General features: G+C 71.4%; 13 protein-coding genes and 1 pseudogene. 5 read left to right on the forward strand and 9 right to left on the reverse strand.

Features of this window, described 5'->3' with window-relative positions:
- Window positions 1-63: 63 nt before the first annotated feature.
- Both uvrB and AC07N1_RS15890 read right to left on the reverse strand, forming a co-directional pair.
- On the reverse strand, window positions 64-2,334 hold the full coding sequence (uvrB, locus tag AC07N1_RS15885) for an excinuclease ABC subunit UvrB (protein ID WP_494672679.1): 2,271 nt from the start codon (window positions 2,332-2,334) through the stop codon (window positions 64-66).
- A 92-nt stretch (window positions 2,335-2,426) separates the two neighbouring features.
- Window positions 2,427-3,950 (reverse strand): hypothetical protein, encoded by a 1,524-nt coding sequence (locus tag AC07N1_RS15890; protein WP_494672680.1) that lies wholly within the window; start codon window positions 3,948-3,950, stop codon window positions 2,427-2,429.
- 154 nt (window positions 3,951-4,104) lie between these two features.
- On the opposite strand from AC07N1_RS15890, the gene AC07N1_RS15895 reads away from it, so the two are divergent.
- Entirely contained in the window at window positions 4,105-7,026 is a 2,922-nt protein-coding gene (locus AC07N1_RS15895; RefSeq protein ID WP_494672681.1) for a DUF2135 domain-containing protein, read from the forward strand.
- 193 nt (window positions 7,027-7,219) lie between these two features.
- On the opposite strand, the gene AC07N1_RS15900 is transcribed toward AC07N1_RS15895, so the two are convergent.
- Together AC07N1_RS15900 and AC07N1_RS15905 are read right to left on the reverse strand one after the other, a co-directional pair.
- Window positions 7,220-8,122: a hypothetical protein gene (locus tag AC07N1_RS15900; RefSeq protein WP_494672682.1), complete on the reverse strand. Its 903-nt coding sequence runs from the start codon at window positions 8,120-8,122 to the stop codon at window positions 7,220-7,222.
- Window positions 8,123-8,194: 72 nt separating this feature from the next.
- Window positions 8,195-8,611: a DUF1810 domain-containing protein gene (locus tag AC07N1_RS15905; protein ID WP_494672683.1), complete on the reverse strand. Its 417-nt coding sequence runs from the start codon at window positions 8,609-8,611 to the stop codon at window positions 8,195-8,197.
- 338 nt (window positions 8,612-8,949) lie between these two features.
- On the opposite strand from AC07N1_RS15905, the gene AC07N1_RS15910 reads away from it, so the two are divergent.
- The 4 genes and pseudogenes from AC07N1_RS15910 to AC07N1_RS15925 form a co-directional block, all read left to right on the forward strand.
- A complete protein-coding gene (locus AC07N1_RS15910; RefSeq protein ID WP_110118688.1) occupies window positions 8,950-9,279 on the forward strand; it encodes a PadR family transcriptional regulator in 330 nt (109 codons plus the stop codon).
- Window positions 9,280-9,291: 12 nt separating this feature from the next.
- A complete protein-coding gene (locus AC07N1_RS15915; RefSeq protein WP_494672684.1) occupies window positions 9,292-10,263 on the forward strand; it encodes an HAAS signaling domain-containing protein in 972 nt (323 codons plus the stop codon).
- A 200-nt stretch (window positions 10,264-10,463) separates the two neighbouring features.
- Window positions 10,464-12,296, forward strand: coding sequence for a DUF885 domain-containing protein (locus tag AC07N1_RS15920; RefSeq protein ID WP_494672685.1), 1,833 nt, complete (start codon window positions 10,464-10,466; stop codon window positions 12,294-12,296).
- Window positions 12,297-12,373: 77 nt separating this feature from the next.
- Window positions 12,374-12,469, forward strand: a pseudogene (locus AC07N1_RS15925) (hypothetical protein); the annotation flags it as partial.
- 39 nt (window positions 12,470-12,508) lie between these two features.
- Here AC07N1_RS15925 and AC07N1_RS15930 read toward each other — a convergent pair.
- The 5 genes from AC07N1_RS15930 to AC07N1_RS15950 form a co-directional block, all read right to left on the reverse strand.
- Entirely contained in the window at window positions 12,509-13,345 is an 837-nt protein-coding gene (locus AC07N1_RS15930) for an oxidoreductase (protein WP_494672686.1), read from the reverse strand.
- A gap of 24 nt (window positions 13,346-13,369) precedes the next feature.
- Complete coding sequence (locus AC07N1_RS15935; RefSeq protein ID WP_494672687.1) at window positions 13,370-14,149, reverse strand: alpha/beta fold hydrolase; 780 nt, start codon at window positions 14,147-14,149, stop codon at window positions 13,370-13,372.
- A gap of 33 nt (window positions 14,150-14,182) precedes the next feature.
- Window positions 14,183-15,274, reverse strand: a complete 1,092-nt coding sequence (locus tag AC07N1_RS15940; RefSeq protein WP_494672688.1) for a redoxin domain-containing protein — start codon at window positions 15,272-15,274, stop codon at window positions 14,183-14,185.
- Between the two features lie 26 nt (window positions 15,275-15,300).
- Window positions 15,301-16,332, reverse strand: coding sequence for an alpha/beta fold hydrolase (locus AC07N1_RS15945; protein WP_494672689.1), 1,032 nt, complete (start codon window positions 16,330-16,332; stop codon window positions 15,301-15,303).
- Between the two features lie 139 nt (window positions 16,333-16,471).
- The gene (locus tag AC07N1_RS15950; RefSeq protein WP_494672690.1) at window positions 16,472-16,891 is read right to left on the reverse strand and encodes an organic hydroperoxide resistance protein; all 420 of its coding nucleotides are present in this window, start codon (window positions 16,889-16,891) and stop codon (window positions 16,472-16,474) included.
- Between the last annotated feature and the right edge of the window lie 93 nt (window positions 16,892-16,984).

Genomic DNA, 16,984 nt, shown 5'->3' on the forward strand with positions numbered 1-16,984 from the left:
CACCCAATTGTTTTGCATTCCGGAAGTCTAAAGGTCCGTCGCTAGCCGTATAAGCCTCGCCCCCTACCGCCGCCCCTTCCGAAACGCCTCCGCCTGCTCCGCCCGGTGTTCCGCCCGCACCCGCTTGGGCGCTGACTTGTCCACGGCCTCGCCCGCCCCTGTCAGGATCTCGTTGGCGAACTCCAGGTCCAGCAGCTTCATGCGCTTGATCTCGTCGCGCAGGCGGGCGGCGGTTTCGAACTCCAGGTTGGCGGCGGCTTCGCGCATCTTGGCTTCGAGGTCGCGGAGGGCGGACTTGAAGTTGTCGCCGCTGAAGGGCTTCTCGCCGCCGGCGCCGTCGCTGACGCCCATGGGCACCAGGACGCGGTCGCCGCGCTCGTAGGGGCTGGCGAGGATGTCCTTGATGTCGCGCTTGACGCTCTCGGGCGTGATGCCGTGCTCGATGTTGTAGGCGTTCTGCTTGTCGCGGCGGCGGGAGGTCTCGGCCATGGCCCGCTCCATGCTGCCGGTGATCCGGTCGGCGTAGAGGATGACCTTGCCGTCGACGTTGCGGGCGGCGCGGCCGATGGTCTGCACCAGGGAGGTCTCCGAGCGCAGGAAGCCTTCCTTGTCGGCGTCGAGGATGGCGACCAGGCCGCATTCGGGGATGTCGAGGCCCTCGCGCAGCAGGTTGATGCCCACCAGCACGTCGAAATTGCCCAGGCGCAGGTCGCGGATGATCTCGATGCGCTCGAGAGTATCGACGTCCGAGTGCATGTAGCGGACGCGGATGCCCTGCTCGTTGAGATATTCGGTCAGGTCCTCGGCCATCTTCTTGGTCAGGACGGTGACCAGGGTGCGGTAGCCCTTGCTGATGGTCTGGCGGATCTCGTCGACGACGTCGTCGACCTGGGAGGCGCCGTCCTTGGAGACCGGGCGCACCTCGACCGGCGGGTCGATCAGGCCGGTGGGGCGGATGACCTGCTCGGCGAAGACGCCGCCGGCCCGCTCCAGCTCCCAGTTCGCCGGGGTGGCCGAGACGTGCACCGACTGCGGGCGCATGGCGTCCCACTCCTCGAACTTGAGGGGGCGGTTATCGAGGGCCGAGGGCAGGCGGAAGCCGAACTCGGCCAGGGTCCATTTGCGGTTGCGGTCGCCCTTGTACATGGCGCCGATCTGCGGAACCGTCTGGTGGCTCTCGTCGGTGAACAGCAGGGCGTTGTCGGGGATGTATTCGAAGAAGGTCGGCGGCGGCTCGCCGGGCTGGCGGCCCGACAGGTAGCGGCTGTAGTTCTCGATGCCGGCGCAGGAGCCGGTGGTCTCGATCATCTCCAGGTCGAAGGTGGTGCGCTGCTCCAGGCGCTGGGCCTCCAGCAGCTTGCCGTTGGCGGTCAGCCACTCCAGGCGCTCCTTCAGCTCCTTGCGGATCTCGATGATCGCCTGGCGCAGGGTGGGGCGCGGGGTGACGTGGTGGCTGTTGGCGTAGACCTTGATGGTCTCCAGCTCGGCGGTCTTCCTGCCGGTCAGGGTGTCGAATTCCGACAGGGCCTCGACCTCGTCGCCGAACAGGGTGACGCGCCAGGCGCGGTCCTCGTAGTGGGCGGGGAAGATCTCGATGGTGTCGCCGCGACGGCGGAAGGTCCCGCGCTCGAAGGCGGCGTCGTTGCGCTTGTACTGCTGGGCCACCAGGTCGGCCATCAGCTGCTTCTCGTCGACCCGGTCGCCCACCGTCAGGGTGAAGGTCATGGCGGTGTAGGTCTCGACCGAGCCGATGCCGTAGATGCACGACACCGAGGCCACGACGATGACGTCGTCGCGCTCGAGGATCGCCCGCGTGGCCGAGTGGCGCATGCGGTCGATCTGCTCGTTGATGGAGCTGTCCTTCTCGATATAGGTGTCGGTGCGCGGGACGTAGGCTTCGGGCTGGTAGTAGTCGTAGTAGCTGACGAAGTACTCGACCGCGTTCTCCGGGAAGAAGGCCTTCATCTCGCTGTAGAGCTGGGCCGCCAGGGTCTTGTTGGGGGCCAGGATCAGCGCCGGGCGCTGGGTGGCCTCGATGACCTTGGCCATGGTGAAGGTCTTGCCCGAGCCGGTGACGCCGAGCAGCACCTGGTCCTGGTCGTTGTTCCCGATGCCCTCGACCAGCTCCTTGATGGCGGTCGGCTGGTCGCCGGCCGGCTCGTAGGACGACACCAGCTTGAAGGTCTTGCCGCCTTCCGACTTCTCCGGCCGGGCCGGGCGGTGGGGCGTCCACAGCATCGGCATGACGCCTTCGGCCCCCATGGCTTCGAGAGAGGCGTCGAGCACGAAGGGCGTCGAGGCGTCGGAGACGCCGGGGTTCTGGCTGCTGGGCATGGGCCAAATCTAGGGGCGCGGAGGCCTCAAGGCCAGGGGTCCTGCTGACAGGCCCTGTCAGCAGGCTGGCGGCAGGTGGCGGGAGAGGTAGGTTAGAGCCCGCCCTCGTAGGGACCGGCCAGCGGCAGGACCAGCGCCCGGCCGTACCTGCGCAGGGCGGCCTGCACGTCGGGGCGGGCCAGCAGGGCGGCGCGGCGGGCGGTCAGTTCCTTCTGCGCGGCGGTGAAGACCGGCGGCAGGCGGCCGTTGCGGAAGGCGTTGAGGGCCTCGCGGCGCATGCCCGGATCGTCCAGGCGCTCGATCATCAGGGCGGCGGCCTCGTCCTGGCGGTCCAGGCAGACCAGGGCGAGGGACAGGGCCTGGGCGCCGTGGCGGCGGTCCTTGCGCAGGGCGGGCAGCTCGCGCTCGCCGGCCGCCTTGTCGCCCAGGTGGGCGAGGGCGCAGGCCCGCAGCGCGCGATGCCACTGCTGGCCGATGACGCGGGAGTCGGTCAGGTCGGCGTCGGCCAGCACCTTCAGCGCCTGGGCGTCGCGGCCGGCGTCGAGCAGCATGCCGGCCCGCGCTAGGTGCTGGCTGATCCGGTCCTCGCCGATCGAGGCGGCCATCTGGGCGTCGGCCTCGTCGGCCTGGCCCAGGTCGGCGAGGACCTCGGCGTAGCTGGTCAGCAGCCAGGGGCGCTGGTCGTCGAGATCGTCGAAGCGCTCGCCGCGGGCCAGGCGGGCGGCGTAGTCGGCGCCGAGGGCGCGCGCCTCCTCCCAGCGGCCGAGGATCCGCAGCGCGTCGATGCGGTCGGCGACGCGGTCGAGGCGGGCGGGCTCGCGGCGGGACTGCTCCTCGCTGCGGGCCAGCTGGGCCTCGACCAGCTTGATCCAGTCGAAGCGGCCGGCGGCCTCCAGGCTCGGCCACAGGGCGGCGAAGCGCAGGTCCTGGGCGACGGCGGCCAGGACGGCGACGTCGGTGGCGCGGTCGAGCACGGCGGCGGCGCGGGTCATGTCGCCGGCGTCGGCGGCCAGTTCGGCGCGTTGCAGGGCCCAGGCGTTGTCGACCAGGCGGTGGCCGTCCTCGGTGGGCCATTCCAGCCCGCGCAGCAGGTCCAGCGCGCGGGCCTGGGCGACGGGATCGGTCTTCAGGTCGGAAAGCGTCTGATTGAAGGTGTCGGGCGGGAAGGCGGCCAGGCGGGCCGGGTCGAGGGCGGCGATCCGCTCCATGGCGCGCAACTGGCCGGCGCCGTCGTCGCGGTCGGCGGCGTCGACCATCAGCACGATGTTGGCCTGGACGACGAGGGGCGGGGCGGCGTCGTCGCGGTCGAGCCGGCGGGCGGCGGCGACCGCCCGGGCGTCGTACTCGCGGCAGACCAGGACGTCGAACAGCAGGGTGTCGCGGCGCAGGGCGTCGAGCTGGGCGAAGTCCTTGCGGGCGACCAGGGCGTCGATCTGGTCGGCCAGGGCGGCCGGGCAGCCGGCGTCGTCCGGCAGGGCGGCGATCAGGGCCAGCAGCGCGTCGGCGTCGGCGGTCGGGCCGGCCGACTGGGTCCTTGCCGCCGAGGCGGTCGAAGCCGCCGCCAGCGCCAAGGCCGCGCCCAGGGCCAGGGCGGCCAGGTCGAGTTTCCGGATCATGCGAAGCCCCCGCGTTACTGACGGCTCAGAAATCACGGCGCCGTTCGCGTCGCAACGCCGGGGACAACATTCCGGCGTGCGAGCTTGGCTTTTCGCCCTTGGCGAGCGCCGCGATATCTGATTACAAGTGTAGTATAAAGCTTGGGAGCCGGTCATGCGCCGCGTCTGGATCGCCGTTTTCGCCGTCGCCCTGGCCTGCGGAGGGGCTGCCCAGGCAGGACCGGCCGCCAACCCCTCGCTGACCGCCAAGATCTACAACGGCGGCGATCCGGATGCGCCGGCCAGGGCCCTGAAGCTGTCGCGGCTGAAGGTGGAGGTGGTGCTGGTCGGCGGCCTGGCCAGGACCACGGTCGAGGCGCGGTTCGACAACCCGACGCAGCGGGCGCTGGAAGGCGACTTCACCCTGGCCCTGCCGGCCGGGGCGGTGGTCGACGGCTACGCCCTCGACGTCGGCGGGCGGATGGTCGATGGCGTGCTGACCGGCAAGCGCCAGGCCAGGGAGGTCTATGAGAACCGCGTGCGGGCCGGGATCGACCCGGGCCTGGCCGAGGTGACCGACGACGGGGCGTTCCACACGCGGGTGTTCCCGGTGCTGCCGGGGTCGGGACGGACGATCCGCCTGTCCTATGTGGCGCCGCTGGCCGCCGACGGGTCGTTCAGCCTGCCGCTGGCCTCGGACCAGCCGGTGGGCGAGGCGGCGGTGAAGGTGACGATCGCCGGGGCGGCCGAGCGCCCGGCCGTGACCGCGCCGGCGGGCCTGGCCCTGGCCTGGAGCGACGGCCCCGGGGGCGCGACCGCCGTGGGCGAGGCCAAGGGCGTGACGCTGGACGGCGCCCTGGCGGTGGGGGCCTGGCGCGCGGCCTCGCCGCTGGAGCTGAGCCGCCATGCGAGCGGCGAGCGCTTCTTCGAGCTGCGGCTGCCTTACGACGCCAAGGCCGCGACGGTGCGGAGCCTGCGGATCTACTGGGACCGCTCGCGCTCGCGCCGCGACGACGACCTGGCCGGCGAGATCGCGCTGCTGGCCCGCTATGTCGACGTCGCGCGGCCGGCCGGCGTCGAACTGGTGACCTTCGCCAGCGACGGGGCGAAGGCGACGCGGCTTTCGGCGCCTACCGGCGAGGCCCTGGCCGCGGCGCTGCGCGGCGTCAGCTACGGCGGGGCGACCACGCTGGAGGGGGTGTTCGCGGCCGGACGGGAGCCGGCCGACACCTGCGTCTTCGTGTCCGACGGCCGCATCAGCCTGGGGTCGTGGACGGCCAGGCCGCCGCCCTGCCGGACCTTCGCCCTGTCGAGCGCCCGGGACGCCGACCGCAACTTCCTGGCGGTATTGTCCGCGCGGGGCGGCGGCCAGCATGTGGACCTGACGGCGGTGAACCCTGAGGCGGCCCTGGCGCGGCTGACCGGCGCGGGGGCGCCGGCCTTCACCCTGGCCACGGCCGACGGCCAGGCGGTGGAGGGCCGGCTGATCGCCGGCCCGGCCGGCCGCTGGCAGATCGTCGGCAAGACGCCGGCCGGCGACCTTGTCTTCACCGGCGCGGACGGGACGCGGCGGACCTTCCCGCTGGCCGGCCTGCCGGTGCGGACCTTCGACGGGGCCGGCGCGCTGTGGGGGCGCGAGGCGGTCGCCGACCTGCTGGCCACCGACCGGCCCGATCGCGACGAGGCCCTGGCCCTGGCGCGGCGCTACAACGTGGCCGGCGGCGAGGCCAGCTTCGTGGTGCTGGAGAACGCCTACGACTATGTCGAGGCCGGGGTCGCGCCGCCCGCCTCCGCCGGCGAGGCGATCATCACGGCCTGGCGCCAGGCCACGGTCGAGAAGAAACGGGGCGACACCCTGGCGGCCGCCAACCGCCTGGACGATATGGTCGAGGCCTGGGCCGCGCAGAAGACCTGGTGGGCGAGCAAGCCGAGCGGCAAGCCCAAGCGCCTGCTCGGCCGTGGTCCGGGCGTCCAGCCCCGGCCGGCCATGGCGCCGCCGCCGGACGTGACGCCGCCGCCGCCGCTTCCGATCCCCGCGGTCATGGAGGCCCGGGCGCCGGCGGCGAACGCCGAGGCGGACTCGGTCGCCGAAAGCATCGTGGTCGCCGGGACGCGGGCCGGGCCGACCATCGCCATCGAGGCGGCCGAGTGGAATCCCGACCGGCCCTATCTGAAGGCCCTGGCGGCGACCAAGACGCCGCAGGCCTGGGCCGAGCGCTTCGCGGCGCTGGAGAAGACCGACGGCGACGCGCCGGCCTTCTATTTCGACGTCGCCGAGCAGGCGTTCCGCGCCGGTCGCCGCGAACAGGCGATCGCGGTGGCGGTCAACGCCGTCGACCTGCCGTCGTCGGGCGTGAAGACCCTGGCCATACTGGCCGACCGGCTGGCGCGCTACGGCGACCTCGACCGGGCGATCTGGCTGCAGGAGCGGATCCTGTTTCTCGAGCCCGACCGGCCCCAGCCGCGGCGCGACCTGGCCCTGGCGCTGATCGCGCGGGGCGAGGCCCGTTCGGGCGCGGCGCGCGAGGCCGACTGGCGGCGGGCGCTGGAGCTGCTGAACGCGGTGATCGTCAAGCCGTGGGACCGCGCCTATGACGGCGTCGAGATGGCGGCGCTGATGGAGGCCAACGCCCTGGTCGCCCGCATGGCGGCCCAGGGCATGAAGCAGACCGTGCTCGATCCGCGCCTGACGGCCCTGCTCGACGTCGACATCCGCGTGGTGCTGGAGTGGAACACCGACCACAGCGACATGGACCTGTGGGTGGACGAGCCGACCGGCGAGCGGGCGATCTACAACAATCCGGCGACCGGCATCGGCGGGCGGCTGTCGAACGACATGACCGCCGGCTACGGCCCCGAGGAGTATCTGCTGCGCCGGGCGCCGGCGGGCCAGTACGTGGTGCGGGCCAACGTCTTCGCGCCCGACCGGCTGGACCCCAACGGCCCGACCGTGGTGCGGGTGCGGCTGTTCCGCCACTGGGGCCGGCCGAACCAGGCCGAGGAGCGGTTCGAGATCGAGCTGAAGGCCGGCCAGGACGGCGAGGCGCGGCTGGGCAGCTTCCAGGTCGGGCCGTCGGGGAGCGGGAAGAAGAAGTAGGGGGAAATCGCCCGCCACGGAAATCCGGACGATCGATTGCACAATTTGATCGTCATCCCGGAAGCCTCGAAGAGGCTATCCGGGACCCAGGGGCCACGCGCAGTGAGGCGGCCCCTGGGTCCCGGCTCTACGCTACGCTTCGGCCGGGATGACGGCCTGTGGAAGATGTCGTCCCGAGCGCGTCGAAGCCGCCTCAGCCGCAGCTCTCGCGCGGGCGGTCGAAGCGGATGACGCAGAGGATCTTGCTCCCCCGGGCGTCGCCGTAGCGGGCGCGGACCTTGGCGGAGAACTGGTCCCACTTGACGAGGGTGTCCTGGGCGGCGACGCGCATGGCCTTTTCGTAGCCGCCGCGGCTCGTGCCGGCGGTGTCCTTGTTCAGGTAGTCGTGCTTGATCCGGCCGCGGCAGCTGGCCCATTCGGGGAAGCCGTAGCAGCCGGTGATCAGGCCGGCAGGGACCCTCTGGGCCAGGCCAGGACCGAGCCATTCGGCGGGGCCGTCGTTGTTCAGGCCCTGCGGGTCCTCGATCGTCGGCCGGGCGCGCGGGGCGTCGACCCAGTTGCTGTGCGAGTAGAAGTCCTGCGAGGCGTGCAGGGCCAGGCCGAGATATTCCAGCGTGCGGCACTTGGGCGAGCCCTTCTTGCCGTCGAACGGGCAGTCCGAGCCGGTGGTGGTGTCGCCGTAGGAGAGGTCGGGGCGGACGAGGTCGCCGGCGTGGGCCAGGGCCTGGTCGAGGTTCTGGTACATCAGCGCGCGGCAGGCCCGCAGGGCGTCGTTGGCGCTGGCCAGGCTCTGGGCGTAGCCGGACTTGTCGAACCAGTCGCCATCGTCGCAGTGGGCCTGCGGCGTGCTGATCAGGCCGCGGCCCGGCCGGTCGGGCGCGCCGACGGCGCCGAAGGTTCCGTTCTTGCCGGCCAGCAGGTCGAGCGTGGCGGGGCTGAAACCGGCGCCGCTCAGGGCCGTGCGGGTGATGCGCTCGTGCTCGGCGTTCTGGCCGAGGCTGCGGATCGTGCCGAAGGCCAGGGCCTGCGGCGACAGGGCGATGGTCGCGACGGCGAGGCCGGCGGCGACGAGGCGCGCGGGCGTGAGGCTGGGCATGGCGGGGGACCCCTTGCTGAACAATCGGGGGTCACAAAAACACGGATTCTCCCTATGGGCGTGTGGCGAATGTCACAGGCGCTCCAGGGTGGCGGGATCGTCCTCGCCGGCGAAATACTTGTCGATGCCGGCGCGGAAGCGGGCCTCGTCGGGCGCGGCGGCGGCGAACAGGGTCAGGCTGGAGCGCAGCTTGACGTCGTCGGGCGAGCCGAACACGGCGTGGGCGTCGTCGCAGGGCAGGGCCAGGATCGCATCGACGCTCTCGCGCAGCCGGGCGCCCAGCAGCTGGTGGGCGAGATAGGCGCGGGCCTCGGCGAGGTCCTTGACCGCGTAGAACCGGGCGGTCGGACTGCGGCCCAGTCCCGCGACCTGCGGGAAGACGAACCACATCCAGTGGGTCTGCTTGCGGCCGGCGTGCAGCTCGGCGAGGGCGGCGGCGTAGGTGGTCGCCTGGGCGTCGACGAAGCGCTGGAGGTCGGGGGCGGGCATGGGGGCTCTCCGCATTCCTAGGAGGCGAAGCGCCAAACCTAGCCGTCATCCCGGCCGCAGCGAAGCGGAGAGCCGGGACCCAGGGGCCGGCGCAGTGCGGTGGCCATCGCCAGGGGCGCTTGATCGATCCTCCGAGCCCGGTCCCCTGGGTCCCGGGTCTACGGTCCGCTGCGCGGCCCTTCGCCCGGGATGACGAGCTTTGGAGGGCGCTTCTTCCTCCGCACATTACGAAAGATTCAGCGAACGGCGGTTGCGTATGAAGTTACTGTGTGACACACAGTGTGTATCGCACACTATGTGTTGCACACCATGCGGCGCACACCAAGACAGGAAGGCTCATGCCGACCGATACCGACATCTTCGAATCCCTGCGCCAGGAGCTGCGTCGCGGCACGCTGATCCTGGCCGTGCTCGCCCAGCTGAAGGTCGAGCGCTACGGCTACAGCCTGCGCCAGGCCCTCTCCGAGGTGGGCCTGGAGATCGACGAAGGCGCGCTCTATCCGATGCTGCGCCGGCTCGAGGGCCAGGGCCTGCTGACCTCCGAATGGCGTGAGGAGGAGAAGCGCAAGAAGCGCTTCTACCGCCTGTCGCCCGAGGGCGAGGCCGTGCTGACCCGCCTGGCCGCCGAGTGGCGCGCCATCAACGACACCCTGCAAAACCTGATCTGAGGGGACTAGGTCATGGACCTGCTCGACCGCTATCTCGGCGCCGTGGGCGCTCTGCTGCCGAAAGCGCAGCGCGAAGACATCGTCGCCGAACTGCGCGACATCCTGCTGAACCGCATAGAGGAACAGGAGGAGGCCCTGGGCCGCCCCCTGACCGACAAGGAGCGCGAGGCCGTGCTCAAGGCGTTCGGCCATCCGCTGGCCGTGGCCGGCCGCTATGGCCCGCAGCGCAGCCTGATCGGCCCGACGCTGTATCCGTTCTACGTCTTCGCCCTGAAGCTGGCCGTGGCCCTGGCGGCGATCGTCACCGTCGTGCCGGCGGCGGTGGTCGCCCTGCTGGGCCGGGGCGAGGCGCTGGACGTGACGATGGACGCGATCACCCATGACTTCCCGCGCTCGGCCCTGATGCTGGCGGGGCTGGTGACGCTGGTCGCCGCCGGCATCGAGCGCGGCTGGGTGCCGCTGACCGGCCTGACCGACTGGAACGTCCGCGACCTGCCGCAGCTGACCCGCAAGAAGGGGATGTTCGAGGCGCGCTTCGAGGCCCTGTTCGAGGTGGTGGCCACCTCGCTGTTCATCCTGTGGTGGACGGGGCTGTGGCGGGTGGACCTGACCGGGGCTGTGACCCTGCAGGGCGCGATCGCGCTGGCGCCGTCGCCGGTCTGGGCCACCCTCTACTGGCCGATCCTGGTCTGGGCGGTGCTGGGGCTGGGCGCCTCGCTGATCGCCCTGGTCAAGCCGGGCCTGGTGCGGACGCGGGCGGTGTTCGACCTGCTGACGGCCATCGGCGGCATGGTCCTGACCTCCCTGCTGTGGAAGTCGCCGCCGCTGTTCATCCTGACGCCGGTGACCTCGACGGCCAAGGACGTGGCCCAGCTGCAGCACGTGGTCGACACCGGCTTCCACATCGGCATGTTCGTGGCCGGGCTGATCTTCGCCTGCCAGATCGGCGCGGCCCTGTGGCGCCTGTACAAGGGCGCCCGCTGAAACCGCGCCCGCCGAATGTGGCAACCGGGGACGGATCTTCCAGCGTCTTGATGACACGGAATTAATCCGTCCCCAGTTGCCCCGCCTGACGCGGACATTTACGCCTTCGCCCCAGCTGTTTCGGGCGCGGCATGATCGCGCCCGGACGTAAGGATCGGGCCCGCCCTTGGGGGAGGGGCTCCAGGGAAGGGGACTCTCTCTTGCAAAACCGCCGCGAACTTCTGCTGTCGACCGTGGCCGCGGGCCTTGCCGCCGCCGCCGCGCCCTCGCTGGGCTTCGCCCAGCCGGCCGCCGCCTCGGGTGAAGCCGCCAAGCTGAACGCCTTCTTCGACGACGCCATGGCCAAGCTGCTGCGCCAGGCGCCGGAACTGGCGACGGGCCTGGGTCTCGACAGCGGCGACCTGGCCTGGACCAAGGGCCTGCTGAGCGACCGCTCGTTCGAGGCCATCGCCGCCGGCTCGGCCCAGACCACGGCGCAACTGGCCCAGCTGCGCTCGATCGACCGCAAGGCGCTGACCGGCATGGACGCCGTCAACTACGACACGGTCGAGTTCACCCTGGCGGTGCAGGACGAGGGCAATCGCAAGTTCAGCTACGCCGGCGGCGGCTCGGGCGCGCCGTACATCCTCAGCCAGCTGACCGGTTCCTACCAGTCGATGCCCGACTTCCTGGACACCCAGCACAGCATCGAGACCAAGGCCGACGCCGACGCCTACCTGCAGCGCATGGAAGGCTTCGCCCGCCTGATGGATCAGGAAACCCTGATCGCCAAGAAGGACTACGCCGACGGCGTGATCCCGCCGGACTTCGTCATCGACAAGGCCCTGGTGCAGATGAAGGCCTTCGCCGACACGCCCACGGCCGACGCGCCGCTGGTCAAGTCGGTGGCCCGTCGCACCAAGGAAAAGAAGATCGACGGCGACTGGGCCGGCGAGGCTTCGAAGGTCTATGAGAACTCGGTGCTGCCGGCCCTGAAGCGCCAGATCGCCCTGCTGGAGAGCGTGCGCCCGAAGGCCACCCACGACGCCGGCGTGTGGCGCCTGAAGGACGGCGGCGACTACTACGCCGTGTCGCTGAAGAACTACACGACCGCGACCATGAGCCCCGACGACATCCACCAGTTGGGCCTGGATCTGGTGAAGTCGATCTCGGTCGAGGCCGACAAGCTGTTCAAGTCGATCGGCATGAGCAAGGGCACGGTCGGCGAGCGGATGGCCGAGCTGGGCAAGGACATCTACGAGAACACCGACGCGGCCAAGGAACAGCTGATCGCCGACCTCAACGTCAAGGCCAAGTGGATCGAGAAGCAGCTGCCGGCCTATTTCGGCGCCCTGCCGAAGGCTGAACTCGAGATCCGCCGCGTGCCCAAGGCCATCGAGGCCGGCGCGCCGGGCGGCTACTACAACTCGCCCTCGCTCGACGGCAAGCGCCCGGGGATCTACTGGATCAACCTGCGCGACACCAAGGAGCAGGCCAAGTACACCCTGACCACCCTGACCGTGCACGAAGGCGTCCCGGGTCACCACCTGCAGCTGTCGCTGTCGAACGAGGCGCAAGGCCTGCCGATGATCCGCAAGGTGATCGGCTTCTCGGGCTACGCCGAGGGCTGGGCGCTCTATTCCGAGCAGCTGGCCGTCGAGATGGGCATCTACAAGGGCGACCCGCGCGGCCACATCGGCATGCTGCACGACGCCCTGTTCCGCGCCGTCCGCCTCGTGGTCGACAGCGGCATGCACTACAAGAAGTGGAGCCGCGAACAGGCCGTGAAGTACATGTCCGAGACCATGGGCGACGAGGAAAGCGGCACGATCACCGAGATCGAACGCTACGTCGTGTGGCCGGGCCAGGCCTGCTCGTACATGCTGGGCAAGATCACCTGGCTGCGGGCCCGCGAGCGCGCCAAGAAGGAACTGGGCAAGAAGTTCGACATCAAGAAGTTCCACGACGCGGGCCTGCTGTCGGGCATGACCCCGCTGACCGTGCTGGACCGCGTGGTCGACGACTACATCGCCGCGACCAAGGCCGGGAAATAAGGCTCGGGCTTCTTCGGAAGGTTCGAGGAGAGGGGAGCGCCTGTGAGGGCGCTCCCCCTTTTCGTTGGGGGGACTGAATTGGACCTGGAAAATGGGCCCGTCATCCCGGCCGCAGCGAAGCGGAGAGCCGGGACCCAGGGGCCGCCGCACTGCGCCGGCCCCTGGGTCCCGGATAAGCCCTTCGGGCTTTCCGGGATGACGACTGGGGGAGCCTAGGAGTCCGCCGCGAAATCCGTAGACGCGCTCAAGGCCGCCCAGCGCTCCAGTTCGGCCGCGCGGCGGGCGCTGGCGGCGCGGATGGCGGCGAGGGCGTCGGAGCCGAGGGGCAGGCGCAGGGGCGGCTCGTCCAGGGCGGCCAGCTGCAGGATGGCCTGGGCGGCCCGGGTCGGATCGCCGGGCTGGCGGCCGTGATACTGGGCCTGCATCCGCGCGGCGGCGCCGACGACGGCGTCGTACTCGGCCCGGCCGGCGGAGAGGGTGGTCGAGGACCCGGCGAAGTCGGTGCGAAAGCCGCCCGGTTCGACGATCGTCACCTTCACCCCGACCAGGGCCATCTCCTGGGCCAGGACTTCGGAAAAGCCCTCGATCGCCCACTTGGCGGCCGAATAGGCCGCGCGGCCGGGCGCGCCCAGCCGGCCGCCCACCGACGACAGCTGGATGAAGTGGCCAAAGCCCTGCTCGCGCAGCAGCGGAATGGCCGCCTTGGTGACGTTGATCGCGCCGAACAGGTTGGCGTCGATCTGGCGGCGGAAGTCGTCGAGCGACGTGTCCTCCACCGAGCCGATGTCGCCGTAGCCGGCGTTGTTGACCACGACGTCGAGGCCGCCGAACTCGCGCGCCGCCAGGGCGACGGCGCGCTCGGCCGCCGCGGGATCGGTGACGTCGAGGGCGGCCAGGCGTACGGCGTCGCCGTGGCGCTCGACGAGATCGGCCAGGGCGGCCGGATCGCGGGCGGTGGCGACGACGCGCTGGCCGGCCTCGAGCGCGGCCTGGGCCAGCGCCCGGCCAAGGCCGCGCGAGGCGCCGGTGATCAGCCATCTGCGGGACATGGCGGTTCTCCTCTCAGGCCGGGATCAGCGGGCCGCGGTTTCGATCAGGGCCGAGACGGCGTGCGGGTGCGAGATCATCACCACGTGCGAGGCGCCGGGCACGGTGACGACCTGGCGGGCGTAGGCGCGCTTCGCCATCCAGGCCATGGCGGCCGGCGGGATGTTGCAGTCGGCCTCGCCATAGACCCACCAGGACGGGATGGTCTTCCAGGCCGTCGCGACGGCCTTCTCGGCGCCGGCGGCGTCGGTCAGGGGGCGCTGGGCGACGGCCATCAGCCGGGCCTTGGCCAGCGGCACGTCGGCGGCGAACTGGGCCGGGAACTTGTCCTGCCGGATATAGAGGTCGTGGGCGCCGCCGGGCAGGTCGACCGGCTTGTCGAGCGCCTCGCCCAGAGTGCCGCCCGGGAACTTGCCGGCCAGGTCGAAGGTGCTTTCGCCGACCTCGGGCGCGAAGGCGGCGACATAGACGAGGCCCTTGACGTTGGGCGCGCCGTCGGCGGCGGCCGAGATCACCGTGCCGCCGTAGGAGTGGCCGACCAGCACGACGGGGCCGGGGATCGAATTGATCACCGTGCGCACGGCGGCGGCGTCGGAGGCCGCGCCGCGCAGCGGATTGGCGGCGGCCACCACGTGGTAGCCGTCGCGGGTCAGGTCGGCGACCACGCCGTCCCAGCTGCTGGAGTCGGCGAAGGCGCCGTGCACGAGGACGATGGTGGGCTTGGCGGCGGCGGGCGGGGCGGCTTGGGCGGCGACGACGCCGGTGAGGCTGAAGGCAAGGGCGAAGGCGAGGGCGGTCTTGGACATGGAAGGTCTCCTTAAGGCGTGTGGAAGGGCGGGCTAGCCGAAGGTGAAGACGTAGGCGCGGGCGCCGGGGTCGAGGAATTCGATCGCGAAGGTGCGGTCGGTGACAGGGCCGGCCTGGCGGACCAGCTGGTGCATGCGGGGGCGGTCGATCACGCCCGAGCCGTCGGCGGCGACGTCCCAGCCGTGATCCGTACCCGGCGCTGCGCCGTCGAGCGTGACGCGGAAGCGCAACCTTTGGCCGGGCGCGGATGGGGCCAGCACCATGTGCAGGTCGCGGGCGTGGAAGCGGTGGACGAGGCCGGCGCCCGGCGCGGCGGTGGTGGCGAACTCGCGGCCCGCCGTCCAGTCGCCGGTCAGGCCCCAGCCGTTCAGTGGCAGGCGGTCGGGCGCCTTGTAGAGGTGGCTGCGGTCGGGCCGCAGGCCGCCCGGCGAGACGCAGGCCTGCGCCTGGCCATAGCCGACATAGCTCTCGCCCGAGCCGAGGTCGTTCCAGTCCGCAGCCGCCTCGGGTCCACGTCCGACGGCGGGCGTCGGACCCTTAGGAACGGCAGGGCCGGGGATTTCGGCCAGCAGATCCTGGATCCGGCGATCGCAGGCGTCATAGCCGCCCTCGCCGTCGACATGGCCGCGCGTGCGGCCGTCGGCGCCGATGAAGTGGAACGACGGCCAGGCGTTGTTGCCAAAGGCGCTCCAGATCCGCCGCTCGCTGTCGAGCACGACCGGGAAGTCGACGCCAAGATCGGTCAGGGCCTGCCGCACATTGGCGGTCTCGCCCTCGAACACGAACTCGGGGGTGTGGACACCGACGATCGCCAGGCCCCGGTCGCCGTAGCGGGCCTTCCAGGCGCGCAGGTAGGGCAGGGCGCGCAGGCTGTTGATGCAGGAATAGGTCCAGAAGCAGACGACCACGACCTTGCCGCGCAGGGATGCGGCGTCGAGCGGCGGGCTGTTCAGCCAAGGGCCGGACAGGCGCAGGGCGTTCAGCGCCGGCGAGGGCTCCAGCGCCCGGGCCAGGGCCTGGCGGGCCGGCGGCAGGGCCAGCACCCCGCCCAGCGACAGGGCGCCGAGGCCGGCGGCCTTCAGCCAGGTGCGGCGCGACAGCGGATGGGCGTTCGGATCGGCCATGGCGATGGCTCCTTCCCAGCTAGGCGTCAGGCCCAGCGGGCGCCGTCGAGGACGGCCTTGGCGAAGGCCTGGGGCGCTTCCTGCGGCAGGTTGTGGCCGACGCCGCCGCCGATCAGGCGGTGCTCGTAGCGGCCCTTGAACTTGCCGGCGTAGGCGGCGGGGGCGGGATGGGGCGCGGCGTTGGCGTCGCCTTCCATCGTGATGGTCGGAACGGTGATGACGGGCGCCTGGGCGAGTTTCGCCTCCATCGCGTCGAAGCGGGCCTCGCCCTGGGCCAAACCCAGCCGCCAGCGGTAGTTGTGGATGGTGATGGCCACGTGGTCAGGATTGGCCAGCGAGGCGGCCGAGCGGGCGAAGGTGGCGTCGTCGAAGGCCCACTTGGGCGAGGCGGTCTTCCAGATCAGCCTGGCGAAGGCGTCGGTGTTCTGGGCGTAGCCCTTCGCGCCGCGCTCGGTGGCGAAATAGAACTGGTACCACCAGGAGAGCTCGGCCTCCGGCGGCAGCGGGGCGGCGTTGGCCTGCTGGCTGCCGATCAGGTAGCCGCTGACGCTGACGAGGGCCTGGCAGCGGTCGGGCCACAGGGCCGCGACGATGTCGGCGGTGCGCGCGCCCCAGTCGAAGCCGGCGATCACGGCTTTCGGGATGTTCAGCGCGTCCATCAGGGCGATGACATCGGCGGCCAGGGCGGCCTGCTGGCCGTTGCGGGGCGTCGCCTCGGCGCGGAAGCGGGTGGTTCCGTAGCCGCGCAGGTGCGGGACGATCACCCGCTTGCCGGCCGCGGCCAGGATCGGGGCCACTTCGGCGAAGGCGTGGATGTCGTAGGGCCAGCCGTGCAGCAGGATCACCGGGGCGCCGTCGACGGGTCCCTGCTCGGCGTAGCCGACCACGAGGTCGCCGGCCTCGACCTGGCGCAGGGTCCAGCCCGGCTGGGCGGGCGCGGCGCGGGCCTTGGAGACGGCCAGGGCGGTCAGGGCGGCGGCTCCGCCCAAGACGACGGCGGCCTGGAACAGGCGGCGACGGCGAAGATCGATGGCGGGCGAGGCGGACGACGCGGTCATGGGTGGCTCTCCGGTTGGGCGGCGACAGTGGCGCGGACGGGCGGACGGGGATTGGCGGCGGCGATCGTGATTTGGACCGGCTGGAAGCGGCGAGGCGGGCCGATGGGACGGGGGAGGGATCGGCCCGCCGCTCCGGGCCTCAGATCAGGTTCAGCTCGACGTCGATGTTGCCGCGCACGGCCTTGGAGTAGGGGCAGGTCCGGTGGGCGGCCTCGACCAGGGCGCGGGCCGTCTCGGACGCCAGGCCCGGCAGGCTGACATTGAGGCGGGCGCGCAGCACGAAGCCTTCGCCGGCCTTGGCCAGATCGACCTCGGCGTCGACCGCGACGTCGGCCGGCAGGGCCACGCCCTGGGCGCGGGCGGCCAGGCCCATGGCGCCGATGAAGCAGGCCGACCAGCCGGCGGCGAACAGCTGCTCGGGATTGGTCCCGGGGCCGGCGCTTCCCGGCGGCGACAGGCGCACGTCCAGCTTGCCGTCGGTGCTGCGGGCCGCGCCGTCGCGGCCGCCGGTGACGTGGGTCGCGCCGGTGTAGAGGACGGCGTCGATCGGGGTGGTCATGGCGTTTTTCCTTTTCAATCGGATCCGATGTAATCGGTACCGATTTCATAAATCGGAGTTCGAGCGCGTGTCAACCTTCCGATTTAATCGGAT

It is taken from the genome of Caulobacter sp. GW821-FHT09B11 (assembly GCF_059418205.1).